The organism is Albimonas donghaensis (assembly GCF_900106695.1).
Lineage (GTDB): Bacteria > Pseudomonadota > Alphaproteobacteria > Rhodobacterales > Rhodobacteraceae > Albimonas > Albimonas donghaensis.
On the sequence record NZ_FNMZ01000004.1, the window covers coordinates 259747 to 284038 of the forward strand.

21 protein-coding genes, 1 tRNA gene and 1 other RNA gene are annotated in these 24292 nt (G+C 72.6%); 11 read left to right on the forward strand and 12 right to left on the reverse strand.

The features are described from left to right. Nucleotides 1–38: 38 nt before the first annotated feature. The 3 genes from BLV24_RS13290 to BLV24_RS13300 all read right to left on the reverse strand — a co-directional run bounded on the left by BLV24_RS13290 (nucleotide 39) and on the right by BLV24_RS13300 (nucleotide 3891). Complete coding sequence (locus BLV24_RS13290) at nucleotides 39–1601, reverse strand: ABC transporter ATP-binding protein (RefSeq protein ID WP_245710557.1); 1563 nt, start codon at nucleotides 1599–1601, stop codon at nucleotides 39–41. Beyond that, nucleotides 1586–2650: a BMP family lipoprotein gene (locus tag BLV24_RS13295; protein WP_092682519.1), complete on the reverse strand. Its 1065-nt coding sequence runs from the start codon at nucleotides 2648–2650 to the stop codon at nucleotides 1586–1588. The genes BLV24_RS13290 and BLV24_RS13295 overlap by 16 nt, the downstream gene beginning before the upstream one ends. Before the next feature lie 236 nt (nucleotides 2651–2886). Continuing rightward, complete coding sequence (locus tag BLV24_RS13300; RefSeq protein ID WP_092682521.1) at nucleotides 2887–3891, reverse strand: BMP family lipoprotein; 1005 nt, start codon at nucleotides 3889–3891, stop codon at nucleotides 2887–2889. 416 nt (nucleotides 3892–4307) lie between these two features. On the opposite strand from BLV24_RS13300, the gene BLV24_RS13305 reads away from it, so the two are divergent. Next, nucleotides 4308–5669: an adenylate/guanylate cyclase domain-containing protein gene (locus tag BLV24_RS13305; protein ID WP_176954746.1), complete on the forward strand. Its 1362-nt coding sequence runs from the start codon at nucleotides 4308–4310 to the stop codon at nucleotides 5667–5669. Nucleotides 5670–5741: 72 nt separating this feature from the next. Here BLV24_RS13305 and map read toward each other — a convergent pair whose 3' ends face one another. Further along, entirely contained in the window at nucleotides 5742–6554 is an 813-nt protein-coding gene (gene map / locus BLV24_RS13310) for a type I methionyl aminopeptidase (RefSeq protein ID WP_092682525.1), read from the reverse strand. A 272-nt stretch (nucleotides 6555–6826) separates the two neighbouring features. Continuing rightward, nucleotides 6827–7531, reverse strand: a complete 705-nt coding sequence (sfsA, locus tag BLV24_RS13315; protein WP_092682527.1) for a DNA/RNA nuclease SfsA — start codon at nucleotides 7529–7531, stop codon at nucleotides 6827–6829. A 42-nt stretch (nucleotides 7532–7573) separates the two neighbouring features. Here sfsA and BLV24_RS13320 point away from each other — a divergent pair, with 42 nt between their 5' ends. Then, on the forward strand, nucleotides 7574–8332 hold the full coding sequence (locus BLV24_RS13320) for a competence/damage-inducible protein A (protein ID WP_092682529.1): 759 nt from the start codon (nucleotides 7574–7576) through the stop codon (nucleotides 8330–8332). Between the two features lie 224 nt (nucleotides 8333–8556). Then, nucleotides 8557–8642, forward strand: a tRNA-Leu gene (locus BLV24_RS13325). Between the two features lie 14 nt (nucleotides 8643–8656). Here BLV24_RS13325 and BLV24_RS13330 read toward each other — a convergent pair. Continuing rightward, nucleotides 8657–9934, reverse strand: coding sequence for an NAD(P)/FAD-dependent oxidoreductase (locus BLV24_RS13330; RefSeq protein WP_092682531.1), 1278 nt, complete (start codon nucleotides 9932–9934; stop codon nucleotides 8657–8659). Between the two features lie 331 nt (nucleotides 9935–10265). Between BLV24_RS13330 and aroQ the strand changes: the two genes are divergently transcribed. The 5 genes from aroQ to BLV24_RS13355 all read left to right on the forward strand — a co-directional run bounded on the left by aroQ (nucleotide 10266) and on the right by BLV24_RS13355 (nucleotide 14574). Next, nucleotides 10266–10709, forward strand: a complete 444-nt coding sequence (aroQ, locus tag BLV24_RS13335) for a type II 3-dehydroquinate dehydratase (protein ID WP_092682533.1) — start codon at nucleotides 10266–10268, stop codon at nucleotides 10707–10709. After that, complete coding sequence (locus tag BLV24_RS13340; RefSeq protein WP_092682535.1) at nucleotides 10706–11641, forward strand: DMT family transporter; 936 nt, start codon at nucleotides 10706–10708, stop codon at nucleotides 11639–11641. Before aroQ ends, BLV24_RS13340 begins: the two co-directional genes overlap by 4 nt. A 119-nt stretch (nucleotides 11642–11760) precedes the next feature. Further along, nucleotides 11761–12297, forward strand: coding sequence for an inorganic diphosphatase (ppa, locus tag BLV24_RS13345; RefSeq protein ID WP_092682537.1), 537 nt, complete (start codon nucleotides 11761–11763; stop codon nucleotides 12295–12297). 318 nt (nucleotides 12298–12615) lie between these two features. Beyond that, nucleotides 12616–13491, forward strand: coding sequence for an ATPase (locus BLV24_RS13350; protein WP_092682539.1), 876 nt, complete (start codon nucleotides 12616–12618; stop codon nucleotides 13489–13491). A gap of 135 nt (nucleotides 13492–13626) precedes the next feature. Further along, nucleotides 13627–14574 carry a homoserine O-succinyltransferase gene (locus tag BLV24_RS13355; protein WP_092682542.1) on the forward strand — a complete coding sequence of 316 codons (948 nt, stop codon included), beginning with the start codon at nucleotides 13627–13629 and terminating at the stop codon, nucleotides 14572–14574. Nucleotides 14575–14601: 27 nt separating this feature from the next. On the opposite strand, the gene BLV24_RS13360 is transcribed toward BLV24_RS13355, so the two are convergent. After that, nucleotides 14602–15945: a hypothetical protein gene (locus tag BLV24_RS13360; protein ID WP_092682544.1), complete on the reverse strand. Its 1344-nt coding sequence runs from the start codon at nucleotides 15943–15945 to the stop codon at nucleotides 14602–14604. Nucleotides 15946–16115: 170 nt separating this feature from the next. On the opposite strand from BLV24_RS13360, the gene BLV24_RS13365 reads away from it, so the two are divergent. Together BLV24_RS13365 and BLV24_RS13370 are read left to right on the forward strand one after the other, a co-directional pair. Next, entirely contained in the window at nucleotides 16116–16787 is a 672-nt protein-coding gene (locus tag BLV24_RS13365; RefSeq protein ID WP_092682546.1) for a TetR/AcrR family transcriptional regulator, read from the forward strand. Between the two features lie 82 nt (nucleotides 16788–16869). Then, nucleotides 16870–17592 (forward strand): sulfotransferase family 2 domain-containing protein, encoded by a 723-nt coding sequence (locus BLV24_RS13370; protein ID WP_092682548.1) that lies wholly within the window; start codon nucleotides 16870–16872, stop codon nucleotides 17590–17592. A gap of 27 nt (nucleotides 17593–17619) precedes the next feature. Here the strand turns inward: BLV24_RS13370 and glsA are convergent, their stop codons facing one another. Continuing rightward, a complete protein-coding gene (gene glsA / locus BLV24_RS13375) occupies nucleotides 17620–19497 on the reverse strand; it encodes a glutaminase A (protein WP_176954747.1) in 1878 nt (625 codons plus the stop codon). Between the two features lie 239 nt (nucleotides 19498–19736). On the opposite strand from glsA, the gene BLV24_RS13380 reads away from it, so the two are divergent. After that, nucleotides 19737–20573, forward strand: a complete 837-nt coding sequence (locus tag BLV24_RS13380; RefSeq protein ID WP_092682552.1) for a fused DSP-PTPase phosphatase/NAD kinase-like protein — start codon at nucleotides 19737–19739, stop codon at nucleotides 20571–20573. A gap of 45 nt (nucleotides 20574–20618) precedes the next feature. Here BLV24_RS13380 and BLV24_RS13385 read toward each other — a convergent pair whose 3' ends face one another. The 4 genes from BLV24_RS13385 to ffs form a co-directional block, all read right to left on the reverse strand. Further along, nucleotides 20619–21209 carry a hypothetical protein gene (locus BLV24_RS13385; protein WP_092682554.1) on the reverse strand — a complete coding sequence of 197 codons (591 nt, stop codon included), beginning with the start codon at nucleotides 21207–21209 and terminating at the stop codon, nucleotides 20619–20621. A gap of 194 nt (nucleotides 21210–21403) precedes the next feature. Next, a complete protein-coding gene (locus BLV24_RS13390; protein WP_092682556.1) occupies nucleotides 21404–21748 on the reverse strand; it encodes a YbaB/EbfC family nucleoid-associated protein in 345 nt (114 codons plus the stop codon). Between the two features lie 190 nt (nucleotides 21749–21938). Continuing rightward, entirely contained in the window at nucleotides 21939–23870 is a 1932-nt protein-coding gene (locus BLV24_RS13395; protein WP_092682558.1) for a DNA polymerase III subunit gamma/tau, read from the reverse strand. A 302-nt stretch (nucleotides 23871–24172) separates the two neighbouring features. Beyond that, nucleotides 24173–24269: signal recognition particle sRNA small type (ffs, locus tag BLV24_RS13400), an RNA gene on the reverse strand. Between the last annotated feature and the right edge of the window lie 23 nt (nucleotides 24270–24292).

Here is a 24292-nt window from a genome sequence, read left to right on the forward strand (position 1 = left end):
CTCCATCGGCCGCCGAGGACGGCGGGTTGGCGCCCGCCCTACGCATGGGCGGCCTCGACGCCGCTCATCAACAACCCGATCTCACGCTCCCCGGCATCGCCGGGCAGCTCGCCCATCACCCGACCGTCGAACATGACCAATACCCGGTCCGACAGCGCCCGGATCTCGTCCAGCTCCACCGACACCAGCAAGATCGCCTTGCCCGCATCCCGCAGCTCGATCAGGCGGCGGTGGATGGCCTCGATGGCGCCGACGTCCACGCCGCGGGTCGGCTGGCCGACGATCAGGACGGCGGGGTCCTGCTCGATCTCGCGCGCCAGCACGATCTTCTGCTGGTTCCCGCCCGAGAAATTCGCGGTCTTCAGGTCCGGCGCCGGCGGACGCACGTCGAAATCCTGCATGTGGCGCCGGCAGGCCTCGAGGATCGCGCCGCGGTCGAGGAACAGGCCGGAGCGGTATTCCGCCCGGTCGTGATAGCCGAGGATCACGTTCTCCTTGGCGTCGAACTTCGTCACCAGACCCATGCGGTGACGGTCCTCGGGGACATGGGCCAGCCCCTCGGCCCGCAGCCCGTTCGGGTCGGTCCCCGCGCAGGGCTTGCCGCAGAGCGTGATCTCGCCCGAGGCCAGCGGCCGGATGCCGGCGATGGCCTCCAGCAGCTCCGACTGCCCGTTGCCCGCGACGCCCGCGACGCCCACGATCTCTCCGGCGCGGACCTCGAGGCTGACGCCGCGCAGACGCTCCACCCCCTGCCCGTCGACGACCCGCGCGTCCTCGACCTTCAGGCGGATCTCGGCCGGGTTCGCCGGCCCCTTCTCCACCCGCAGCAGCACGCGGCGGCCGACCATCAGCTCGGCCAGCTCCTCCACGCTCGTGCCCGCCGTGGGCCGCGTCGCCACCATCCGCCCCTGCCGCATGACCGAGCACGAATCGGTGATCGCCATGATCTCGCGCAGTTTGTGGGTGATCAGCACCACCGTCTTTCCCTGCGATTTCAGCTGGGCGAGGATGCGGAACAGCTGATCCGCCTCGTCGGGGGTCAGCACGCCGGTCGGCTCGTCCAGGATCAGGATATCCGCCCCGCGATAGAGCGCCTTGAGGATCTCCACCCGCTGCTGCTGCCCCACGGGAAGGTCGCCGACGATCGCGTCGGGGTCGACCCGCAGGTCGTATTCCCGCTCCAGCCTCACCAGCTCGGCCCGCGCCTTCGCCCGGCCGCGGTTCAGAAGCGCCCCGCCCTCGGCCCCGAGCATGACGTTCTCCAGCACCGTGAACGGCTCGACCAGCATGAAATGCTGATGGACCATGCCGATGCCGAGCGCGATGGCGGCCTGGCTGTCAGGGATGGAGACCTTGCGCCCCCCCACCAGGATGTCCCCGGAATCGGCCTGGTAGAAGCCGTAAAGGATCGACATCAGCGTGGATTTCCCCGCGCCGTTCTCGCCGATCACGCCGTGGATGGTCCCCGCCTCCACCCGCAGGGCGATGTCGCGGTTGGCCTGAACCGCGCCGAAGCTTTTGGAGATGCCGACCAGCTCGATGGCGGGCGGGCGGCGCTGGCCGGGCGAGGGGGGCGCTTGCGGGGTCACTTCACTGGGCACGGCCCCTCCGTGGTGCTGTCATGGACCTTGATGCGGCCGTCGGCGATCAGTTCGGCGGCCTCGTTGACGGCCTGCTCCATATCGGGCGAGATCAGGTCGCGGTTGTGCGCGTCCAGCGCCCAGCCGATGCCGCCCTCGGCGACGCCGAGGCTGGAGATGCCGGGTTCGAAATCCGCGCCGGCGGCCGAGAACACCTCCTGCACCGCCACGTCGACGCGCTTGAGCATGGTGGTCAGGATCTGGCCGGGATGGATCCAGTTCTGGTTCGAATCCGTGCCGATCCCCAGCACGTCGCGGTCGGCGGCGGCCTGAAGCACGCCCAGCCCTGTGCCGCCGGCGGCCTGCATGACCACGTCGGCGCCGCGCTCGATCTGGGAAATGGCGAGTTCCGCGCCGCGGGCCGGGTCGGTCCAGGCGGCGGGGGTGTCGCCGACCATGTTGACCAGCACCTCGGCCGAGGGGTTGGCGGCGCGCGCGCCCTGGATGTAGCCGCAGGCGAACTTGCGGATCAGGGGGATGTCCATGCCGCCGACGAAGCCCAGCACCTGGGTCTTGGAGGCCATGACGCCGAGCAGCCCGACGAGGAAGCCGCCCTCATGCTCCCGGTAGACGATGGAGCGGACATTGGGCTGGTCGACCACCGAGTCGACGATGACGAAATGCGCGTCGGGATATTCGGGGGCGATCTTGGCCATGGCCTGGGCGTGGGTGAAGCCGATGGCGACGATGGGGTCGAGCCCGCGGCGGGCGGCGGCGCGCAGCGCCTGCTCGGACTGGGCGGGGCCGTCGATCTCGAACTCGGCGAAGGTCTCGCCGGTGCGCTCGGCCCAGGCCCTGGCGCCGTGGAAGGCGCCCTCGTTGAAGCTCTTGTCGAATTTTCCGCCGGTCGAATAGACCAGTCCGGGCTCGGCGCGCAGGCCGTCCGGGACGGGGATCGCGGCGAGCGCGGCGGCGAACAGCGCCGCGGACAGGACGGCGCGGGGCGAGAGCGCGGCGCGTGCGGCGCGGGGCGAAATCGCCGCCGCGGCGGCGCGGAGCAGGCGGGTCATGCCGTGTCTCCAGAGGAGGCGCGGGGCCGGACGCGGGTGGGGCCGCGGGGCCGGGCCGGCGGGACGAGGACGGGCCCTGCGGTTCAGGGCGGGAGGGGACGGGCGCGGCCCGGCGCGACGCGCCGGGCCGCCTGCGAGGGGGAGACGGACGGACCCGCGCGGGACAGGGCCGAAGCCCCGCCCCGCGCGGTCCCGCCGCCGCCTGATCGGCAGAGGCCGGAGCCGCAGGGGCCGGATCAGTAGGGGCAGGCGCTGTCGGACATGTAGTCGTGGACGGTGATCTCGCCCGAGATGATCCTGGCCTTGGCGTCCTCGACCGCGGTCAGCATGTCGGCGGTCACCAGGTCCTTGTTGTTGTCGTCCATGGCGTAGCCGACGCCGCCCTCGGCGAGACCCAGCACCTCGAACCCGGTGGACCACGCGTCGTTCTTGACGTCCATGAAGGCGTCGTAGACGGCGACGTCGACGCGCTTGAGCATCGAGGTCAGCACCTGGCCCGGGGCCACGCCGTTCTGGTTGGAGTCGACGCCGATGGCGAGCTTGCCTTCGTCGGCCGCGGCCTGGATGACGCCGATGCCGGTGCCGCCGGCGGCGTGATAGACCACGTCCGCGCCCTGGGCGAACTGGGACTTCGCAAGCTCGCCGCCGCGCACGGGATCGGTCCAGGCGGCGCCGGTGGTGCCGGTCATGTTGGCGAAGATCTCGCTATCCGCCGAAACCGACTTCACCCCGCCCTTGTAGCCGCATTCGAAGCGACGGATCAGGGGGATGTCCATGCCGCCGACGAAGCCGACCTTGCCGGTCTCGGAGGCCATCGCGGCCATGACGCCGACCAGGTAGGAGCCCTCCTGCTCCTTGAACAGGATCGAGCGGACGTTGGGCAGGTCGACGACCATGTCGACGATGCCGAAATTCACGTCGGGGAATTCCTTGGCGACCTTCTCCACCGCCGAGGCCTGCGAGAAGCCGATGGCGATGACCGGGTTGTAGCCGCGCTGCGCATAGCGGCGCAGGGCCTGCTCGCGCTGGGCGTCGTTCTGGATCTCGAAGCCGGCGTAGTCGATGCCGGTCTCGGCCTTGAACGCCTCGGCGCCGGTATAGGCGGCCTCGTTGAAGGATTTGTCGGCCTTGCCGCCCAGGTCGTAGACCACGGCCGGCTTCACCTCGGCCAGGGCGGGAGCGGCGGCGGCGACGGCGCCGAGCGCGAGCGCCGAGGCGGCGGCTTTCAGGGTGCGGATCATCGTGAGGGTGTTCCTTTGCCTCGCGGACCGGTCGTTGGCCGGTCCTCCTGTCGGATGCGCTGGACCTCCGACCCGACGGCGCGCCCAAGGGACGCGGCCCCCGAAGGCGAGCGCGGTCCGGGCGCGGGACCTGCTGCGGCGACCACGGTCGCGCGGAATCGGGGACAGGGCAAGTGTCGACGCAGGGGAAACGACGCGCCCGCGGGCGATTCCGCGGCCTGGCGGGGCGCGTATCGGGCGGCGGTGATCCGTTTCGGGATCGGAACGGGTTCGAAATGGCGCCGGCGCGCGCCCGTCCCGACCACGATCCCGCGAGCGCGCCGTGGGAAGGGCCGCGCCGGTTTGCCTTGAGCGGAAACCGGCCTCTATCTGGAGGACGGGAAACGGATGGAACGGAACGGATGGCACGGGACGTCATGGATCGGGACGCACGGCCGCAGGGCCTTTCGGGCGGGAGCGTGGGGGAAGGCGCCGGGAAGCGCGGCGACAACCGCGAGGGAGGCGCCGCGAGTCGCAGCGACGACCCCAACATCGCCGACTGGCTGATGCGCCGGGCGCTGCGCCAGACGCGGCTCTCCGACGCCATTCCGGCGCTGGGGCGCAAGCTGGCCGCGGCGGGCCTTCCAGTGGCGCGGATCAATGTCGGGGGGTTCATGCTGCACCCGGTGCTGGGCGCGCTGGACCTGACCTGGGACGCGCAGTCCGAGGGCGCGGCGCGGTCCCAGACCCGCACCCGCCGGGCGCTGGGGTCGGAGGCGTTCAAGAACGCGCCGTTCTACTACCTCTTCTCCCGCGATCTTCCCGAACTCCGCCACCGGCTCGCCGATCCGGAGGCCCGCACCCGCTTCCCCCTGTTCGAGCGCCTGCACGAAGAGGGGCTGACCGACTATCTCGCGCTGTATGTGGGGTTCGAGAAACCGCTGGCGGCGCCGCTGGACGACGGGGTCGAGGGCACGGAATGCGCCATGTGCTCTTTCGCGACGCGGGATCCGGAGGGGTTTTCGGAAGACGACCTGGCGCGGCTGCGGGCGCTGGCCCTGCCCATCGCGCTGGTCATCAAGACCGCCATCGCCGACAATTTCGCCCAGGCGCTGCTGGACACCTATCTGGGCCGGCTGTCGGGACGCAACGTGCTGACCGGGCATGTGCAGAAGGGCGACGGGCGGCTGATCGACTGCGTGCTGTGGTACAGCGACCTGCGCGGCTCCACCGCCCTGTCCTCGGAGCTGGAGATCGAGCGCTATTTCAGCACGATCAACGACTATTTCGACTGCACCGCCGAGGCGGTTCTGGACCATGGCGGCGAGGTTCTGAAGTTCATCGGCGACGGGGTGATGGCGATCTTCCCCATCGACGGAGAGACCCGCACCGCCGAGGCCATGGGCCGGGCCGCGGCCGAGACGGCGCGGGATGCGCTGGCCCGCGGCCATGCGCTGAACCTGCGCCGGGCGCGGGAGCGGCTGGACCCCATCGCTTTCGGGATCGGGCTGCATGCGGGGCGGGTGATGCACGGCAATGTCGGCACCGACCGGCGCCTGGACATGACCGTGACCGGCCCCGCCGCCAACCAGGTGGTGCGGCTGGAGACGGCGACCAAGGCCGCCGGCGTGCCGGTCATCGCCTCGGCCGAGTTCGCGGAGCTCTGCCCCGAAGAGATGGTCCCGATCGGCGCGCGCGAACTGCCCGGCATTCCCGGCCTGACCGAGCTGTTCGCCCTGCCCGAGGATGTCGCCCCCGAAGACGCCGACGCCGCGCCGCAAGACGACGTCGCAGGCTGACGGGGGCCGGGGGGGCTGACGGGGGGGGCTGACGGCGGCTGACGGGGGGGGCGACGCTCGGCCCGCGGGGCTTCAGCGGCTCCAGGTCGGGTGGAAGAGGCCGCCGGGCGACAGGGTGAAGATCTCGCAGCCGTCCTCGGTCACGCCGATGGAATGCTCGAACTGGGCCGACAGGCTCTTGTCCCGCGTCACCGCGGTCCAGCCGTCGGCCAGCGTCTTGGTTTCGGCCCGGCCGAGGTTCACCATGGGCTCGATGGTGAAGAACATGCCGGGGCGCAGCACGGCGCCGGCGCCGCGGCGGCCGAAATGGAGGACGTTGGGCGGCTCGTGGAATTCGCGGCCCAGGCCGTGGCCGCAGAAGTCGCGCACGACCGAGCAGCGCTCGCTCTCGACATAGGCCTGGATGGCGGCGCCGATGTCGCCATAGGTATTGCCCGGCTTCACCTCGGCGATGCCGCGCATCAGGGCCTCATGGGTCACGTCGATCAGCCGCTCGGCCCGGCGAGCGGGCTTGCCGGCGACATACATGCGGCTCGAATCCCCATACCAGCCATCGACGATGACGGTGACGTCGATGTTGAGGATGTCGCCGTCCTTCAGCCTTTTCGGCCCCGGAATGCCGTGGCAGACCACGTGGTTGACCGAGATGCAGGAGGCATGGCGATAGCCGCGGTAGCCGATGGTGGCGGAGACCGCGCCGGCGGCGTTCACCGCGGCCTCGATGCGGGCGTCGAGCTCCCCGGTCGCGGCGCCGGGGACCACATAGGGGGCGATCTGGTCGAGGATCTCGGCGGCGAGACGCCCGGCGACGCGCATCCCCTCGAAATCCTCGGGACGGTAGACCCGGATGCCCTCGGCGGTGACGGCCGGCTGAGAAACGTCCATGGCCTGATCCTTCTTCTTCTCGCGCAATCTGCGCGCAGTCTACTCCAACCCCGATGGGGATGCGATGTCCGCGAGGTCGCGGCGGCGTGATCCGGGGTCCGCGCGGCGGCGCCCGAGGGGGGGCCGCGTGGGTTCGGGGGCCGATATAGGCGCGGCGGGCCCGCGGCTCCACCCCTGCGCCCGGGCGACCGCGCGACAGGCCGGGCGGGAACGGCGCGGGTATCTCGGGTCGAGTGTCTCGGGGGGGCTCGGGGGGGGGGGCGGCTCGGGCCTCAGCCCTCCACCGGCAGGGCGGGGCCGATGGAAACGCCCTCGGGCGTGATGCGGGCGGCATGGGCGACCGCCTCCACCCCCGCGGCGCGGGCGCGCACGAAGGCGGCGGCATAGGCCGGATCGATGTCGTCCGCCACCGCCATGCGGGCGCAGTCGGTGCGCTGCACGACATAGAGCATCGCCGCCCGCGCGCCCTGCCCCGCCATGGCGGCGAGGTCGTCGAGATGGCGCGCGCCCCGCGCGGTGACCGTATCGGGGAATTCCGCCAGGCCCGGCGCGCGGGACAGGCTGACCGCCTTCACCTCCAGCCAGCAATCGGGCAGGCCCGGCGCGCTCAGCAGGAAGTCGACGCGGGATTTCTCCCCGTAGCGGACCTCCGGACGCGCGGTCCCGTAGGCGGCGAAGGCGGGAATCGCGCGGGCGGCCAGCGCCTCCGCCACCATGCGGTTGGGCAGGCCGGTGTCGACGCAGGCGAGACCGCCCTCCGCCAGCCCGGCCAGCTTCCACGACCATTTCAGCTTGCGCCTGGGGTCGGCCGACGGCTCCAGCCAGACCGGGGTTCCGGGAGCGGCGAGCCCGGTCATGGCGCCGGGATTGGCGCAATGCGCGGTGACCTCGCGTCCATCGGCGAGCGTGACGTCGGCCAGAAACCGCTTATAACGGCGCAGGAGCACGCCTTCGATCAGGGGGGCGGAGAAGTTCATGGCCCGCGGTCTGGACCGGGGCCGATGCGAAAGGCAAGTGGCATGAGCGAGGCGCAGCCGACTTCGGCGATGGTGGTGATCGGGGACGAGATCCTCTCGGGCCGCACCCGCGACAGCAACATGCATCACCTGGCCCAGGTGCTGACCGAGGCCGGCGCGCCCCTGCGCGAGGTGCGGGTGGTGGCCGACGAGCGCGAGGAGATCGTGGCCGCGGTGCGGGAGCTGGCGGGGAAATACGACCACGTCTTCACCTCGGGCGGCATCGGGCCGACGCATGACGACATCACGGCCGAAGCGGTGGCGGCGGCGTTCGACACGCCGATCTCGGTGCGCGACGACGCGCGCGCGATCCTGCTGGCCCATTACGGCGATCCCGAAAAGCTGACCGAGGCCCGGCTGCGCATGGCCCGCATTCCGGACGGAGCGGAGCTGATCGCCAACCCGATTTCCGGGGCGCCGGGGTTCAAGCTGCGCAATGTGCACGTGATGGCCGGCGTGCCGATCATCTTCAACGCCATGGTCGAGAGCCTGCGCCCCACCCTGCGCGGCGGCCCGAAGATGCTGAGCCACGCGTTCCGCATTCCGGTGGCGGAGGGCGACATCGCCGGGCCGCTGTCGGCGCTGGCCGAGGCGCATCCCGCGATCAGCTTCGGCTCGTACCCGTTCTACCAGGGGGGCTACGGCTCGACCGTGGTGGCGCGTTCGACCGATCCGGAGGCGCTGGCCGCGGCGGCGGACGGCTTGCGGGCGATGTGCGGGGCGCTGGGCGCGAAGGACGTGACCGAGCTGCCCCCGGTCTGACCGGCTCGCCCGGGCGGCGGCGGACGGCGAAGACGGCGGGGACGGGAGCCGCGCGTCCGCCGTGGCGCGGGGGGCGGCGGTCGCGCCCGCGCGGCGCCGAGAGGCCGGCGCCCGGCGGCGAGGGTCGAAGGGCGGCCCCGTCGGGCTCCCCGGACGCCCCGGACGCCCGGGATGCGAGGGCGCCTCTTTCCGCGGCGGCGCGGCTCCGTTAATCGGGGGACGTCCCCCGCTTGGCGGAATTGGTAGACGCACGGGACTTAAAATCCCTTGTCCACAGGGCGTGCCGGTTCGAGTCCGGCAGCGGGGACCAGCCCGCCCCCCGGCTCAGAACCGGGCGGGCGAGACATCCGGGTCCGGGGCGCGCCGGCCCGCCGCCATCTCGGCCGCCATGCGCCCGATGCGCGGGCCCGCGGTCAGGCCCACATGCTGACCGCCGAAGGCCGCGACGACCCGCTCCGCCCCCGGGACCGGACCGATCACCGGCAGGCTGTCGGCGGTGGAGGGGCGGTGGCCGAGCCAGTCGGCCTCGCCCTCCCACGCCATCCCGGGCCAGAGCCGCGCGGCGGCCCGGCGCAGCAGCGCCGGCGGGCCGGCGGTGGGGCCGGCCTCGGTCCCGCCGAACTCCACCACCCCGCCCAGCCGCACGCCGCCCGCCATCGGCGTCGCCGCCACCTTCAGCGCGGTGGCCATCCAGGGATGCGCGGGACGGGCGTTGGAGGCCGAGCGCAGGTGCAGGTGATAGCCGCGCTCGCTCTCCATCGGGACATCGCGGCCCAGCCCGCGGATCAGCGGGCGGGAATGCACGCCGGCGGCGAGCACCACGCGGTCGGCCCGCATCTTCGCCCCGCCGACCAGCGCCACCCGGCCCTCCCCGTCGAGCGCCGCGACCTCGCCGCGCCGAAGGGTTCCGCCCTCCGCCACGAAACGGGCGGCGAGCGCGGCCACATAGGTGCCCGGGTCGTGAATCCAGCCATGGTCCGGGTAGATCGCGGCGAAGCCCCATTCAGGGGCCAGCGCGGGGTCGCGGTCGCGCAGGGCGGCGCCCTCGGCCAGCGCGGGCGTCATGCCATGGGCGCGGCGCAGGGCGTGGCCGAAGGCATCGGCCTCGTAGGCGGCGCGGTCGCGGTAGAGGAAGCCGTAATCGCCGGTGCGGATCAGGGCGGCGGCGTCGGGGGCGCCCTCGGCCAGCGCCCGGTGCTGGTCGACGGCGTCGGTCAGCAGGCGGGCGAGCGCGGCGGCGATGCGGCGGACCTCGTCCTCGCGCCCGTGGCGCAGGAAGCGGACCAGGAAAGGCGCCAGCCGCGGCAGATGGGACCAGCGCAGGAACAACGGCCCGTCGGGGTCGAGCAGCATTCCGGGCGCCTTGGCGAGCAGCCCCGGCTGGGCCACCGGCACGATCCCGGCGCGGGCCAGGATGCCGGCATTGCCGTAGGAGGCCGCGGCCGGATCGCCGGGCGCGGCGCGGTCGATCAGCGTGACCCGCCAGCCGAAGCGCAGCAGCCAGGTGGCGGCCGAGACCCCGGCGATGCCGCCCCCCACCACAATGGCGCGCCGCCCGGCATCGGGGTCTGGGCGCCGGGGGGTCTCGTCGTCGTCGTCCATCGCCCGATCCCTCGCCCGATCCATCGCCCGTCTCCGGTTTGTCCGGGGGCAGGCTCCGGCCGGAGCGGGGCGCTGTCAATGCGCCCCCATCGCCGGCGCCCCCGATGGGCGACCCGCCCGCGCCGCGCCGCGGCTCGAAGGCCGCCAACCCCGCGGCGGGCGCCCGGTCCAGGGCCGCGCGCGGGACCGGCGGCCCCACGGCGCGCCCCGCGGGCGCCGGCGCCGGGCTCCGCGCCGGCGCGCTCTTGCCCGCTCGCGCGCTTTGGGGTTGAGTGCCGCGCCCGCCCCCGCCCCCGCCCCAGCGCCTCGTCCCGCCTTCCCGGAGAGCCCCATGTCCGCCCGCATCCTCATCCTCAACGGCCCCAATCTGAACCTGCTGGGCCTGCGGGAGCCCGAGATCTACGGGGCGGACACGCTCGCCGACATCGAGACGCGCTGCCGCGACCGGGCCGAGCGGCGGGGCGCCGATCTCGACTTCCGCCAGTCCAACCATGAGGGCGCGCTGGTCGACGCCATCCAGGCGGCGCGGGGCGATCGCGACGTGATCATCCTCAACGCCGGAGCCTATACGCACACCTCCGTCGCCATCCTCGACGCGCTGCGGGCCTTCGAGGGGCGCGTGATCGAGCTGCACCTGTCCAACACCCATCGGCGGGAGGAGTTCCGCCACCACTCCTACGTCTCGTTCCGGGCGGACGGGGTGATCATGGGGTTCGGGGCGCCGGGCTACCTGATGGCGCTGGACGCGGCCTGCGACATGGCGGAGGCGGCATGACCTCCGCCCCCGATCCGACGGCCCCGCTGGCGGCCGGCGAGGGCCGGTCGCGCGACGACCGCCCGCTGGCCGCCGCCGCATGGATGTGCGGCGCGCTGTGCTGCTTTTCGGCCATGGCCGTGTCGGGGCGCGAGGCGGCGGCGGAGCTCGATACGTTCGAGCTGATGTTCTACCGCTCGGTCATCGGGGCGGTGGTGGTGATCGGGGCGCTGATCTTCGCCGGCAAGATGCGCGAGGTCCGCGCCCGCCGGCTGGGCCTGCATCTGGGGCGCAACATCGCGCATTTCGCCGGGCAGAACCTGTGGTTCCTGTCGGTCACGCTGCTGCCGCTGGCGCAGGTCTTCGCCTACGAGTTCACCAACCCGCTCTGGGTGGCGATGCTGGCCCCCCTGCTGCTGGGCGAGCGCTTCCGTTGGAGCCGTCTCGGCGCCGCCGCCATCGGCTTCACCGGCATCCTGGTGGTGGCGCAGCCCTGGCAGGCGGGCGGCGCGGTGGGCGGGTTCGGCATCGGCCAGCTGGCGGCGCTGGGGGCGGCGCTGGGCTTCGCCTTCACGGTGATGAGCACCAAGGTGCTGGGCCGGACCGAGAGCACGGCCTCGATCCTGTTCTTCATGACGGTGATGCAGGCGGCGATGGGCCTTGTCTGCGCGGGCTGGGACGGGGACATGGCGTTTCCCGCCGCCACCCTGCCCTGGGTGGTGCTGGTCGCCTTCTGCGGGCTGGGCGCGCATTTCTGCGTGACCACGGCGCTGTCGAAGGCGCCGGCCTCCATCGTGTCGCCCATGGAATTCGCGCGGCTGCCGATGATCGCGGTGGTGGGCATGCTGATGTATGGCGAACCGCTGGAATGGTCGCTGGTGGCGGGGGCGGCGCTGGTGCTGGGGGGCAATTTCCTCAACCTGCGGGCGGAGCGGCGGCGGGCGGCGGGCTGACGCCGCGGCCCCCGCGCCTCATCCACGGCGCCCCCTGCGTCCGCGCGTCCCTTCCGCGGCGCGGGAACCCGTGCTATCCGCCGCGCGGCTGATACCGGACGCCGAACGAAGGACCAGACATGAACCTCGACGCGATCCCCGCGGGCAAGAACCCGCCCTCCGACATCAACGTGGTCATCGAGATCACCGGCGGCGCCGGCGGCGGCGCGCCCGTGAAATACGAGATCGACAAGGACTCGGGCGCGGTCTTCGTCGACCGCATCGTCAACACGCCGATGTTCTACCCCTGCAACTACGGCTTCGTGCCCAACACCCTGCATGCGGACGGCGACCCGACCGACGTGCTGGTGCTGTGCGACTTCGACCTCGCCCCCGGCGTCGTCATCCGCTGCCGCCCGGTGGGCGTGCTGAAGATGGAAGACGACGGCGGCATGGACGACAAGCTGATCGCCGTGCCGGTGGAGAAGGTCGACCCGTTCCAGGCCGGCATCCAGGACCTGACCGACATCCCCCAGAAGACCCGCGACCGCATCAAGCACTTCTTCGAGCACTACAAGGATCTCGAAGAGGGCAAGTGGGTGAAGGTCATCGGCTGGGGCGACAAGGCCGAGGCTGAGACCATCCTCAAGGCCTCGCTGGACGCGATGAAGAAGTAAGCGCCGCCGCACGCGACGCCGAACATGCGAACGCCCGGCCGATCGGCCGGGCGTTCCGCGTCTGGGGGGGGCGTTTCGAAACCGCCCCGCCGGACGCCCGGCGCCCGGCAGGGATCGGACGCCGTTCAGGCCGCGCGACGGCGCCGGCCCGGCGCCGCGAACGCGTCGCGCCGGGCCCGCCCCGCCCTTCACAAGCCCCGCCCTTCACAAGCCCCGCCCTTCACAAGCCCCACCCTTCACAAGCCTCGTGGCTTGGGCTACCCGATTGGGGTCGGCGCGCCCCGTCCGGGGCCTGCGCCCGCCCAGGAGGACCCGCAGATGCTCTATCCCGACGCCGCGAGCTGGCGCGCCGCCGAGCGCCGCTCTCTCGCCCTGATCGGCATGTCCGGCGTGGGCAAGACGCGGCTGTCGAGCCTGCTGCGCGACGAGGGCGACTGGTTCCACTACTCGGTCGATTATCGCATCGGCACCCGCTATCTGGGCGAGCGGATCACCGACGAGTTCAAGCGCGAGGCGATGAAGTCGCCCAAGCTGCGGGAACTGCTGCGCTCCGACAGCCTGTCGCTGCGATCGAAGCTGAGCTTCCACAACCTCACGCCGCTGTCGAACTGGCTGGGCAAGCCCGGGGACCCGGAGCTCGGGGGCATGGATTTCGACGAATACGTCCGCCGCCAGCGCCTGCACCGGGAAGCCGAGATCGCCGCCATGCTGGACGCGCGCGGCTTCGCCGATCGGGCGCGCGAGCTTTACGATTACGACCATTTCGTCTGCGACACCTCCGGCTCGATCTGCGAGGTGGTGGAGCCTGACAATCCCCGCGACCCGGTGCTGAGCGCGCTGAGCCGGGCCATGCTGCTGGTCCATATCCGCGGCGGCAGGGCGCATGAGGCGGCGCTGAAGGCGCGGTTCGACCGGGCGCCCAAGCCGATCTACTACCGCGAGGAAATGCTCCAGGGCTTCTGGACCGAATACCTGGCCGAGACCGGCCAGACGCCCGAACAGGTCGACCCGGACGCCTTCATCCGCTGGGGCTTCGCCCGCCAGATCGACGCGCGCCGGCCGCGTTACCAGGCCATCGCCGACGGCTGGGGCGTGACGGTGGAAGCCGACGAGATCGCCGAAGTCGAAACCCCCGAGGCGCTCTTCGAAGTGATCGCGCGCGCCCTTGAACGCCGCGACGCCGCGCAGATGTGAGAGCGGCCGCGCCGCGGCCGCCGAACCTCGAAAGGCCCTGATCCCGACCGCCGCTTTCCGAAAGCCCCCTGCCAGGCGGAGCGCGCCCCGACCTCCCCGTCCGCGCGCGCCCCCCGTTCAAGAGGCCCGACCGCCATGCCCATCAAGATTCCCGAGGGACTTCCCGCCATCGACGTGCTCGACCGCGAGGGCGTCATGGTGATGTCCGACGCCAGCGCCGCGCGTCAGGACATCCGTCCACTGCATGTGGGTCTTCTGAATCTGATGCCGACCAAGGTCGCGACCGAGATCCAGTTCGCCCGGCTGATCGGCTCCGGCCCGCTTCAGATCGAGCTGAGCCTGATCCGGATGACCGAACACCAGAGCCGCAACACCTCGGCCGAGCATCTGGAGGCGTTCTACGCCCCCTTCGCGGAGATCGAGGCCTCGGGCCGCAAGTTCGACGGGCTGATCGTCACCGGCGCCCCGGTGGAGCGTCTGCCCTTCGAGGCGGTGACCTATTGGGACGAGCTGGTGCGGATCTTCGAATGGTCCCGCACGCATGTGCATTCGACCTTCGGCGTATGCTGGGGCGGCCAGGCGATGCTCAACCATTTCAACGGGGTGCCGAAGCGGGACCTGCCGAAGAAGGCCTTCGGGATCTACCGCCACACGGTGCTGGCGCCGGCCTCGCCCTATCTGCGCGGCTTCGGGGACGTGTTCGAGACGCCGGTGAGCCGCTGGACCGAGAACCGGGCCGAGGACATCGTGCGCGCCGGGGGGCTGGAGATCCTGGCGAGCTCGCCCGAGGTCGGCCCCTGCCTGGTGCAGGACGCGGGCGCGCGGCGGCTCTACATGTTCAACCACCTGGAATATGACCGGGAGACGCTGGGCGCCGAATATGAGCGCGACGTCGCTTCGGGCGGCGAGGCCCAGATGCCCCTGCGCTATTTTCCCGACGACGACCCGACCCGGTCGCCCAGGGACCGCTGGCGCAGCCATGCGCATCTGCTTTACGGCAACTGGGTCAACCAGATCTACCAGACCACGCCCTACGAGATGGAGCGGATCGGCCTGGGCGAAGCCGTGGACGCCGCCGGCTGAGCCCTCGGCCCGGCGCCTGGCCGTCCCCTAGCGTGAGGCGCCCGCGGGCCGTTGGCGCGGCGGAACCGAGGGTTCCCGCCGCGGCGGCGCGGCGGCGGGCGCGTCCTCCAGGCCCAGCAGACGGGCGAGTCCGAACCAGCGGCGACGGACCGGCGCCGGCGGCGCGGCCGGCCGGGCGGCGAGCGGCGCCGGTCCCCGCTCCGGCTGCGGCGGCGCCTCCGCGGCGGGCGAAGGCGTATCCGGGGCGCCTGTCGCCCGGGCGTCTCTGGCGGGCGCGGGCGGCGCGCTTGGGGGCGCGGGCGCGGGCGCGGCGCGCGGGCCGGCTGCGGACGACGGCGCGACGACCCGGCGTGCGGCGCGGTCCGCAACGGGCGTGGGCGGCGACGCGGCCTGCCAGCGGGCGGGTTCCGGCTCGGCCCCCCGCTTGCCGGCGGGCGCGGCCGCGCTTCGCGCCTTCGCGTCGGCGGCCTCCGCCGCCGCCGCCCGTTCCCGGCGCCGCGTGGCCCAGCGCCGGCGCACGGCCTGGGCCCGCGTCCGGCTTCGGGGCGGCCCCTCCAGCGGCAGCTCCTGCTGGTCGGGATGCGGCTCCGCCTGCCAGTCGGTGTTGCGGCGATCTCCCGGCGCCGGCCCCTCCAGCGTATCGCGCGAGACCATGTTGCGCAGCGTGCCGGCGATGCCCGAGCGCCGCGCGCCCGGCGCGCCCGGCGCGCCCGCGGCCGCGGAGGGCAGCGCCGCGCCGATGAAGGCGGCGCGGGCCTCCGCGGCTTCGCGGGCCTCGGCTTCGGCCTCGCTCTCGGCTTCCGCATCCTCGCCTTCGATCTCGGGCGAGGGCAGCTCGACCCCATGGCTTTTCGCGCGCAGGCGCAGGCGGACGTCGGCCTCCCGGAACCGGATCAGCCGGGGCTCCAGCCCGTCGAGGATGAACCGCGCGTCGCGGCGGGAGGCCTCGGTGTCGATCAGCGCGCCGACGGGCGCCGAGAACATGCCGAACACGGTGTCGCGGATGCAGGTGCTGTCATGCACCAGCCCCTCCAGCAGGCCCATCGCGTCCATGTCGATGCGCACGCCGTTGCGGCTGGCGGCGAGGCGCAGGGCGTCGGCCGCGGCCTCCATCTCCGCCTCGAAACTGTCGTGGAGCGCGCGCAGGCGCAGACGTTCCGTCTCCGGGATCGCCTCCCCCTCCGCCAGATGGCGCAGGAAGCCGAGCGCGCCGCGCTCGTCGAAATAGAGCCGCCGGATGCGTCCCAGGATGACCGCGGCGCGGAGATCCCATTCGACGCTGGCGAAGCGTGATTCCAGGGTCAGGGTGACGCTGAGCAGCCGATCGAGGCTGCGCAGTTCCTGCTCGACGCGGTCATTCCAGTTCGGCAAGGCGCATCCTCCGGCCAGACGGGGCGGGACCATAGGACCGCGCGGTGAAGGAGAGGTTCAGGAAACCGGTGAACGGCGCGTCTCCGCCCCGCCCCGCCCCGGGCGGTTCCCGACGCCGCGGGCGCGCATGGCCGATTGGTCTCCCCCCTCCGCCCGTCTATAAGGGCGCGATGAGCGATGCGGGCGAAGAACGCGGAAACGGGCGCGGGGGCGAGGAAGGCGGACGCGCGCGGCGCGGCTACCACCACGGCAACCTGCGCGAGGCGCTGGTCGAAGCCGCCCTGCCCCTGATCGCCGAGCGCGGCCCCCAGGGCTTCACGCTTGCCGAAGTGGCGCGGGAGGCCGGGGTCTCCGGCGCCGCCCCCTACCGCCATTTCAAAGGCCGCGAGGACCTGATCGCCGAGATGGCGCGCCGGGGCTTCGATCTGTTCGCCGACCTGCTGGAACGGGCCTGGAACGGCGGCGAGCCGTCGCCGATCTCGGCGTTCGAGAAAATGTCGCGCGCCTACCTGCATTTCGCGCGGGCCGAGCCGGGCATGTATATCGCCATGTTCGAAAGCGGCGTGACGGTGGGCGCGGACCCGGCGCTGCTCGCGGCCTCGGACCGGGCGATGGAGGTGATGCGCCGCGCCTCCGAGGCGCTGGTGATGCGCCTGCCGCCCGAGAAACGCCCCCCGGTGCAGATGATGTCCTATCACATCTGGGCGCTGAGCCACGGGGTGGTGGAGCTGTTCGCCCGCGACAGCGCCGGGCGCAAGGCCTCGATCTCGGCCGAGGACCTGCTGGAATCGGGGGCCATGGTCTACCTGCGCGGGCTCGGGCTGATCCCCGGCGCGGACTGACCGCCAGCGCTGATCCGCGCACTGGACGCTGCGCGTTTCGCGCCGTTACGTTTTCCCCGACCGAGATCTCAGGGAGTTCCGCATGGACATCGCCAAGCTGGTCGTCACGGCGCGCCGGATGCGCGCCAAGTCGTCCTACCACGACGCCGCCACGCTCGGCTCGGCGCGCATCGCGCAGAATGCCGACCAGATCCGCGGCGTGTTCATGCATATCCACAAATGCGCCGGCACATCGGTGATCAACAAGCTGCAGGCCCAGCCGGAGACGATCTGCTGCGTGGCGCGCCCCGGCGATTTCGACGGCCGCACGGGGCGGGAGCGGATCCCCGACGAGATCTGGAACCGGGCGAAGAAGTTCACCTTCGTGCGCAATCCCTACGCGCGGATCTACTCGTCGTGGACGATGTTCTCCAAGGCCTGGATGTGGCGGCTGGTGTGGAAGGACTTCGACGCCTTCGTCGAGTCCATGTATTTCTGCGACGTCGACCGGCAGTTCATTCGCCATGAAGCGCCCGAGAGCGAGTTCAACGCCACGCTGGACACGGTGATCCATCACTGCTCCAGCTTCCACAACCCGAAATACCATATCGACGAGATGGACCATATCGGGAAGGTGGAGACCATGTCCGAGGACATGGACGCCATCTCGAAGATGCTCGGGGTCGACATCGGCTCGGTTCCGCATCTGCGCAAGAGCACGGGCGGCGGCGGCGGGAGCTACCGCGACCATTACACCGACCATTCCCGCAAGCTGATCGCCGACAAATACGCCGCCGACCTGGAGCGGTTCGAATACAGTTTCTGACCGGGGCGCGGGCCGCGCGCGCCGGGCCTATTCCAGCGCCCGGATCTCGTCGCTGGCCAGCCGCAGGCGGGAGGACAGCTCCCGCGACAGGTTTTCGAGAATGGCGATGAGGATGCCGGGGCGGGTCCGCGCCAGGTCGCGCAGCCGGTCGACGCCCAGCGCGTAGGCCACCACCGGCTCGTCCGCCACCACGTCGGCGGAGCGCGCGCCGCCGTCGAGCAGCGCCATCTCCCCCACCGACAGGCCGGGGCCGAGGCAGGCCAGCCGGCGGACCCGCCCGTCCTCACGCGGGACGGTGACGGAAGCCGAACCCCGCGCGATCACGAACAGCGCGCGGGCCGGGTCGCCGCGGCGCAGGATGGTCTCGCCGGCGGCGAACTGCATGGGCTGGACGATCTGCTCCAGCTCGCGGCAATCGTCCTCCGACAGGCCCTGGAACAGGTCCAGCTCCTTCAGCGCGTATTTGGCCCCGTGGCGCAGCTCCGGCGCGGCGGCGAGGAGGGCGTCCTCGCTCAGTTCCAGCGCCGCGTCGGCGTCCTCGATCAGCGCCAGCCGCGACGTCCCCAGCGCCTCGGAGACCTCCGACATCGCGGCATGCAGGCCGGCCAGCGGGCCTTCGGCGGTCAGGTGGGACAGGATCAGCGACGCGTCCCCGGGCGTCGACGCCTCGGTCATGTGGCGCATCAGGCCGATGGCGGCGGCGTCGGCCGATTGCGCGCGCTTGAAGTCGAGGATCAGGCGGTCGGTCTCCCCGGCCAGCGCCGCGGCGCGTCGGAGCAGACGCTCGACCGAGCCGAAATAGAGCTCGCCCTGCACCTCGATCACCGCCACCCGGGCGCCGCGGGCGGCCAGCAGGTCGCGCTCCCTCGGGGTGCGCAGGCGCTTGGAGGCGACCTTGTCGGCCCGGTATTCGCGCCGGATCACCGCGCGCACATTGGGCCGGGCGTTGAACACGTGCAGGCCGAAGGCCGAGGAGACCGCCTTGCACGCCTCCACCCCGCGCACCGAATTGCCATGCGCGTCGAGCCGCGGCGACCAGACCCCGATGCCGAGCTGCCCCGGGATCACCGCGATCACCCCGCCCGAGACGCCGCTTTTGGCCGGCACGCCGACCTCGTAGGCCCATTGGCCCGCGTAATTGTACATGCCGCAGGAATGCATGAGCGTCAGCACGTCGCGCACCGCCAGCGGATCGAGCACCTTGTCCCCGGTCAGCGGGTTCGCGCCGTCATTGGCCAGCGTCGCGGCCATCACCGCGAGATCGCGGCAGGTCACCGACACCGCGCATTGCTTGAAGTACAGGTCGAGCACATCCTCCGGGTCCCGCCGGATCATGCCGGAATTGAGCATCATGTAGGCGATGGCGCGGTTGCGGTGCCCCGTGGCGTGCTCCGACCGATAGACGGAGTCGTCGATGCTCAGCTCGCGCCCGGCGAACTGGGAGAAGAGCTCGCGCATGTTGCGCTCGCGCTGGGCCATGGTGGCCCCCTTCATCAGCTCGGCCACCGCGATGGCGCCGGCGTTGACCATCGGGTTGAAGGGGCGGTTGTGGACGTCGTCGAGGATGATCGAGTTGAAGGCCTCGCCGGTCGGCTCGACGCCCACATGGCCCAGCGTGAAATCCACGCCGTATTCGCGCAGGGCGTAGCCATACATGAACGGCTTGGAGACGGACTGGATGGTGAAGGGCTCGGCCTGGTCGCCGACGCCGTAGACCTGGCCGTCGACGGTGGCGATGCAGATGGCGAGGCCGTCGGCGTCGGCGCGGCTGAGTTCGGGGATGTAGTCGGCCACCGCGCCGCGCACGTCGTCGGCGAGCCGCCCGCGCAGACCGTCGAGCCAGGCTTCGATCGTGGCGCCCGAGGGCGTGGCTGCCGCGTTTTCGGGCGTATCCCTGCCGTCCATTCCCATGCGCGCGCCTCCCCCGATCCATTTCTGTTGACGAAGGCGAAGCAAGAACCCTGCCATTATGGCAGGTTTCGCCCCCTTCGACGGTCCGCCGCGGTGGGGCCGCGAGGTCGGTCGGGCGAGGCGCGCGCCCTTCCGAACGGCCTCGCGCTGGCCATGCGCCGCCCGAGGCGCTAGGGAACGCGCCAGGCGCCCGACCGGCGCCGCCCCCTTCGATCCGCCCTCCGGAGCGCGCCATGACCCGACCCGACGACGACCGCGAGCCGACCGCGCCGGATGCTTCGGGCGCGGCGCCTGTGGCCAGCGCCGACCCGCTGCAGCCCGATCTGGTGATGGAGCCCCCGCGCAACGCCAAGGAGGCCCGCAAACAGGCCCGCCGGCGCGCGGCCCAGGCCGACTGGCGCTCGGAACTGGAGGGGAAGGGCGCGCGGCTGCGGGCCTGGCTCGACATGCTCTTCGCCGATCACGCGGTCCTGCGCTATGTCTTCCTCAACCTGCACCCGGTGGGCGGCTCGGCCTGGCGTTCGGCCCAGCCGCTGCCTCACCAGGTGCGCCGCATGGCCCGGCGCGGCGTGCGGGCGGTGATCTCGCTGCGCGGCGGCGTGCTCTTCGGCTCCTACCCGCTGGAACGCGAGGCCTGCGAGGCGATGGGGATCGAGTTCCGCCGCGCCGTCCTGCGGTCGCGCGGTTTGCCCAGCCGGGAGGAGCTAGCCGCCCTGCGCGCCCTGATCTCCGAGATCCCGACCCCGGTGCTGTTCCACTGCAAGTCGGGCTCGGATCGGGCGGGCTTCATGGCGGCGCTGTGGATGATCGAGCGCGAGGGGGCGACGGCGGCCGAGGCGCAGGGCCAGCTGTCGCTGCGCTACCTGCATCTGAGCCGCGGGCCGACCGGGATCCTCGACCTTTTCTTCGCCCGCGCCGCCGAGGCCGAGGCCCGCGGCGTCCCCTTCGACCGCTGGGTGGACGAGGAATACGACCGCGACGCCCTGCTGGCCGAACATCGCGCCGGCAAGAAGAGCCTGGGCGCGCGGATCTCCGGCTGGATCACCGACCGGCTGCTGCATCGCGAGTAACCGGGGGCGCGCGATCGCCCCCCCGCACGTGAGGTCGGCGCGCGATCAGCGGGCGTCGGGCGGCGCTTCGGGCATGAGCGGAATGTCGGGGGCGGTCCCTCCGGCGAGCGCATCCGGCGCGATCATGTCCGAAGGCGTGGGCCGGCGCAGCGCCTCGACCTCGCGTCGGGTGAGACGGCCCAGCGGATTGGCCGCCGGATCGGCCAGCGGATTGGCCAGCGCCGCGGCACCGGACCCGCCCCCGGCCTCCACTGTCACCGCCATGTCCCCGAAAGCCTGGAATCCGAACGGTCCGATCAGGCCGGCCGAAGCGCGGGGCGCGGCGATGTCGATGCGCGGATACGGCCCCCCGGTGACCGCGACCGAATAGGTCCGTCGATCGGGATCGTCGAGCGCCCGGTGGACCTGGAAGGCGGCTTCCCGCGGCCCGATCTCGCCCCGCGCCATGGAGGCCAGCGCCGCGCGCCCCGCGCTCCGCATCCCGACCTCGGCGCGCACCACGACCAGCCAGTTGGCGAAGGCCAGCACCATGAAGGCCGCCACCGGCGCGACCAGCGCGATTTCGGAGGCGCCGCGCCAGCGGCGCGGACGGGCGAAAGCGGGCGCGGAGGCGCGGTCGGAATCGTCGCCTGGCATCGGCGCAGCGGGCCTTCCCGTGGGTCGATCCCGGCGAACGGCCGGGTTCGGAAGCGGACGAGGTTACGCGGTTGAGGCAGGCGACGCTGGAGGCGGCGGCGAAACGCGAACGCCGCCGCCGGCCGATGCGGCGCCGCCCGGAACGACGGGCGGCGCGGAGGTGGGCGGCGCCGGGATGGACGGCGCCGGACGGATCAGAAGGGCAGCTTCATGCCCGGGGGCAGCGGCAGGCCCTCGGCGGCCTGGGCCATCTCGGCCTGGGCGGCTTCGGCGGCGTTCTCCTGGGCGGTGCGGATGGCGGCGATGATCAGGTCCTCAACCGCCTCGCGGTCCTCGGGCACGAACAGGGACGGGTCGATGCTGAGGCCCCGCAGCTCGCCCTTGCCGGAGACGCGGGCCTTGACCATGCCGGCGCCGGCCTCGCCCTCGGCCTCGATATTGGCGATGCGCTCCTGCGCCTCGGCCATCTTGCCCTGCAGCTCCTGCGCCTTGGCCATCATCTTGGCCATGTCGCCGATGTTACCCAGTCCCTTGAGCATGGGAGGCTCCTTGTCGTCTGGCCGCCCGAGGGGGGCGGCGGAATGTCGGGGCCGGCGGGGGAGAGGCGGCGGAGAATCGCGCCCGGCCCCCCACGGCGCGGCGGATGGTCAGCATATGCGCAACCTCGCGCGGCGCGGCAATGTCGGATCGCGGATCGAATGCCCTGCGGACGGCTCCGCGAGGCGCGGATCAGGGGCGTTCCTCGAAAACGTCGACCGGGTCCCAGCCCTCCCAGTCGTCGTCGTCCGGGGTCTCCTCCCATTCCGGGGCGGTCTGGGTCTCCTCCGCCGGGGCCTCGGCGCCGAAGGCGCGGGTGGCGAGGATCTCGGCCTCCGGAAAGGCGTCCATGGCGGCGCGGACCAGCGGGTGTTCGCGCAGGCGGGCATGCAGGTCGTCGCGCTCGGCGTCGCGCTGCTCCGCGACCGTGGGGGCGCCGCCGGAGGCTTCGACCGACACCATCCAGCGGGCGCCGGTCCACAGGCGCAGACGCTCGGCCAGGTCGGCGGCGAGGCTCTGGGGCGCCGAGGGCGACGGCTCGAAGGCGATGCGTCCGGGCTGGTAGGACACGAGCCGCAGCCCGGTTTCCACCGTCACCAGAAGCCTTGCGTCGCGCTTTTCGCGGATCAGGGCGAGCACGTCGTCGAAAGCGGGCAGCGCGGCGACGGCGGCGGAGACCTCGGGCTGCGGGGTCGGCGCCGGGGCGGCGTCGCGCGGTTCCGGCGTGGCGGAGGCGAGCGTCGGGCGCGGAGCCTCGGCGCGGGGCGCGGAGGCCTGCGCCGGCGCATGGGCGGCGGCGGGCGCCGCGACCGCCCGGAAGGCCCCTCCCGACGCCTGGGCGCGGGCGCCGCCGCCATTCCCTCCGCCGCCGCCCCCGCTGCCGCCGCCGCCGCTGCCGCCGCCGCCGCCCGGAGGCGACCCGGGCGCGGCGCCGGCCGGGGCGCCGCCCTCGGCGGTCAGACGACGGATCAGGTCCTCGGGGCTCGGCAGATCGGCGACATGGGTCAGGCGGATGATCGCCATCTCCGCGGCCATCATCGGGTTGGAAGCGGCCGCGGCCTCCTCCATCGCCTTGAGCAGCATCTGCCAGGCGCGGGCGAGCGGGCGCAGGGCGAGGCGCTCGGCATAGTCCCTGGCCCGCGCCCGGGCGTCCGGCCCGGCGGTGGGGTCGTCGGCGGCTTCCGGCGTGATCTTGGCGATGGAGATCCAGTGCGTGACCTCCGCCAGATCCCGCAGCACCGCCAGCGGATCGGCGCCTTGCGCATATTGCTCCGACAGCTCCGACAGCGCCGCGGCGCAGTCGCCCCGCATCACCGCCTCGAACAGGTCCAGCGTGCGCCCCCGGTCGGCGAGGCCGAGCATGGAGCGGACCTCATCCGCCGACGTCTCCCCCGCCCCGTGGGCGATGGCCTGATCGAGCAGGGAGAGCGCGTCGCGGGCCGACCCTTCCGCCGCCCGCGCGATCAGGGCCAGCGCGTCCTGGGCGACCTGCGCGCCCTCCTTCTCCGCGATGCCGGAGAGATGGGTCATCATCACCTCCGGCTCGATCCGGCGCAGGTCGAAGCGCTGGCAGCGGGAGAGGACGGTGACCGGGACCTTGCGGATCTCGGTGGTGGCGAAGATGAACTTCACGTGCTCGGGCGGTTCTTCGAGCGTCTTGAGCAGCGCGTTGAAGGCGGAGGTGCTGAGCATGTGCACCTCGTCGATGATGTAGACCTTGTAGCGCGCCGAGGCCGCCCGGTAGCGCACCGCGTCGATGATCTCGCGCACGTCGCCGACGCCGGTGCGCGAGGCGGCGTCCATCTCCATCACGTCCACATGGCGGGATTCGGCGATGGAGACGCAGGGCTCGCAGACCCCGCAGGGGGAGACGGTGGGGCCGCCCCGCCCGTCCGGCCCGATGCAGTTCAGCCCCTTGGCGACGATGCGGGCGGTGGTGGTCTTGCCCACCCCGCGCACGCCCGTGAGGATGAAGGCATGGGCGATGCGGTCGCTTTCGAAGGCGTTGCGCAGGGTGCGCACCATCGCCTCCTGCCCGATCAGGTCGGCGAAGGTGGCGGGGCGGTATTTGCGGGCCAGCACCTGATAGGCGGGCTTCGCCTCGGGAGACGCGTCGTCGGCCATGTGGGCTCCGGCCTCGATGGGGGCGGGTCCGGCGGGGGCCGGGCGCCCCGGAAGGGGTTGAGGCGGAGGGTATGGGGCGGGCGGGCGGAGGGCAAGGCGGCGAGGGCGCCGCGTCCGAGGTTCCGCGGGTTCGGGCCGGGCGCCCGCGGCGCGCTGAAGCGGGGGCGCGGGTGGCGACGGGCGCGGGGCGGCGGGCGCGGTCAGCAGAGGCGCGGTCAGCAAAGGCGGGGGGGGATGCGCGGCGCGGCCCGGAAGCCCGGCCCCGGACACGACAAAGCCGCCCCCGAGGGAGCGGCTTTGAGGGTGAGAGGCTGGAACGCGACCCAAGCGGGACTCGTTGCGGCTGCTTCCTTCCGGACCTGACCGGGTTGGCGAGGCGCCTGCCCACGCCAACCTCTCAAGCCGGGAGATACTGAAGACGG